Genomic DNA, 2,510 nt, shown 5'->3' with positions numbered 1-2,510 from the left:
GGTCCGCCGCCGGGGTGGGGTCGGGTGCGGGCGCCTGCGCCGGAGGCGCGGTGGGTGCGGCCGATTCCGGGGCTGGGGACAGAGTCTCGCTCCCGGACGCATCGATCGGCTCGTCGATGAAGACGGCCGCGCCCTGCGGCTGCGAGCCCCGGCCGGACGCCGCCCGGGGTGCGCTAGGGGCCTGCGGCGCGGCGGAGATCTGTGGCGCGCCGGGAATTTGTGGTGTCGCGGCCGGTTGTCCCTGCGTCAGGACGGCAGCCTGTGCGGCGGGAACCCGGGGAGCATCCAGTGTTCGCGCGCCCGGGATCTGCCCGGTGCCCGGTGCCCGCATGCTGGGTGCCTGCGGTGCGGCGGGCGTCTGCGCGCCGGGCACCTGTGGAGCGACGAAGGTTTGCGCATCGGGTATCGGTGGTGCGGTGGGTGCTTGTGCGCCGGGTGCCTGCGGTGTCGCAGGGATCTGTGCGGCGAGTGCCTGCGGCGCGACGAAGGCTTGTGCGTTGGGTATCGGTGGTGCCGTGGGTGCTTGTGCGCCGGGTACCTGCGGTGGTGCGTAGGTTTGTGCACCGGATGTGAGCGTGTTCTGGGCGCCCGGTGGTGCGGGAATCTGCACTCCCGGCTGGTTCTGCGGCGCCAGCGCTCCCTGCGGTGCGTTCTGGTAGGTACTCTCGGGGCCGCCCGCCTGTGGCCTGTCGAGCTGGGGCAGCGGGATCTGTGCGGGGAGTTGCAGGCCGGGCGGGAGAATTCCGGGCGGCACGAGTTCGGTCGGCAGCGGTATCGAGCGTGGCAGCGGTAGTCGTTTCAGGTCCGCCAGGTGCAGGTCCGGCAGGTTCAGGCCGGTCAGTTCGCGCAGCGGCAGCACCACGTCGGGAGCCTGCGCCAGCGCCACCTCGGCGAGTTGCGCCGGGATCGCCGCGAGGTCGCTGTTGTTCGCAGGGCGATAGTCGGCCGTGTCGTGCGCGGCGTAGGAGGCCAGCGGCGCGGCGACCGCGAGCGTGGTGACGACCGGGAGTACGAACGAGCGTTTCGGTCTGCGATGCGGCACGAGCATCTCCCATTCGGGTAGATCCGGCGACTGTCAGCGGGAGTACATGGTTGATTCCTGACGGATCTGGCGTCACACTAGTCACATCTGTCACAAGTCTAAATGTCTTGTTTAGGATTAGGTCGATGACTGAAATGTAGCTTTCGGATGGCCGCACGGCGGTTAGGCATGCCGATTACGGGATCGAACTCGTCCGGTGGGTCTCCGCCCGAGAACTCCGTGGGAGTGCGTGATGACACAGGGCGATCTGCTTCACCGGCACCGGCGTCGTCGGTGTGCCGCGGCGGCGGGTGTGGTGGGCCTCACACTCGGCGCGGGCGGTGCGGGCGTCTACCTGGTGTGGCCGGATACCGAACCGGTCCGGTCGGCCGCCGGGGTCGATGAGGGGCACGGCCGGGGGATGAGCCAGCTCGGCGCGTTCGACAAATCCCAGCAGGGCATGAACTCCCTGGGCATCCTGCAGTACTACTACCCGGGGGCCCAGCTGACCTCGATCGCGCCGACCATGGTGAAGGTCCGGCTGATGGGCGAGGACAACGAGACCCTCGACGTCTATTCCGATGCCGGGCTCACCGTCGCCGACCAGCACGTGGTCCCCGGGCAGGTCGCGCACCTGACGCCAACACCCGACGGGGGTGCGAGCGTCACCATCACCGCTGGTTGCTCGGGCGATGTGCTCTGGCGCGGATCCACCAACGACCCCTGGGCCCATCCGGTCGATCCCGGCCCCGACCGGCCGCCCGCCGAGCACCTGAAGATCTGCGGCGGGGGCGGATATCGGGGCGCGCTCGGCGTGGCCCTGGACGGCGACCAGATGCGCACGGTCGATCAGGTCGACACCGAGGACTATCTGCGCGGGGTCGTGCCGACCGAGATGTCGGCGGACTGGGCCGAGCAGGGCGGGGTCGAGGCGCTGCGCGCACAGGCGATCGCCGCGCGCACCTACGCGCTCTCGGAAACCCGCTACCCCTACGCCCAGACCTGCGATACCCAGGACTGCCAGGCATATTCGGGCACCGATAAGGAGGACCCCCGCAGCGACGCCGCCGTGCGGGACACCGCCGGGCAGGTGCTGCTGCGCGACGGACACCTGCTGCACACCGAATACTCCTCCGCGCCCAACGGCGGAAAGCCCGGCGACATCATGACGATGACTCTAGGCCCGAGCCCCGACCAGCTGATACCGGACATCACAGCCAAACCCGTTGTCCCGCAACCAACCCCGTCCGGCCCCAGTGTGATCGATACGAAGTACGCCGAAACGGGCGGGCCCACAGGCACTTTGGGTGATCCGCTGGGCCCGGAATCAGCGCTCCCCGACCAGACGGGCAGTTTCCGCCTGTTCCGAAACGGCGTCATCGTCGCCACCCCCACCCTGGGCGCCCAGGTCGTAGACTTCGCCACCCTGCTCCAAATGGCCCCCAACGCAACACAAACCACCCCCGGAACGGCGGGAACACCCACGCCC

Annotated in this window: 1 protein-coding gene and 1 pseudogene; one reads left to right on the top strand and one right to left on the bottom strand. The window is 69.5% G+C overall.

Annotation, left to right across the window (positions count from 1 at the left end; translation table 11 throughout):
• Positions 1 to 1,048: pseudogene (locus JZ791_RS43925) on the bottom strand (hypothetical protein); the annotation flags it as partial.
• A 226-nt stretch (positions 1,049 to 1,274) separates the two neighbouring features.
• On the opposite strand from JZ791_RS43925, the gene JZ791_RS43920 reads away from it, so the two are divergent.
• Positions 1,275 to 2,510: SpoIID/LytB domain-containing protein (locus tag JZ791_RS43920; protein ID WP_216903883.1), on the top strand; the 1,236-nt coding region annotated here is incomplete at its 3' end.

This window comes from Nocardia alni, from assembly GCF_019038435.1.
Taxonomy (GTDB): Bacteria; Actinomycetota; Actinomycetes; order Mycobacteriales; family Mycobacteriaceae; genus Nocardia; species Nocardia alni.
Note: the sequence above shows the minus strand (reverse complement) of the source record. Positions and strands in the feature narration are given on the sequence as shown.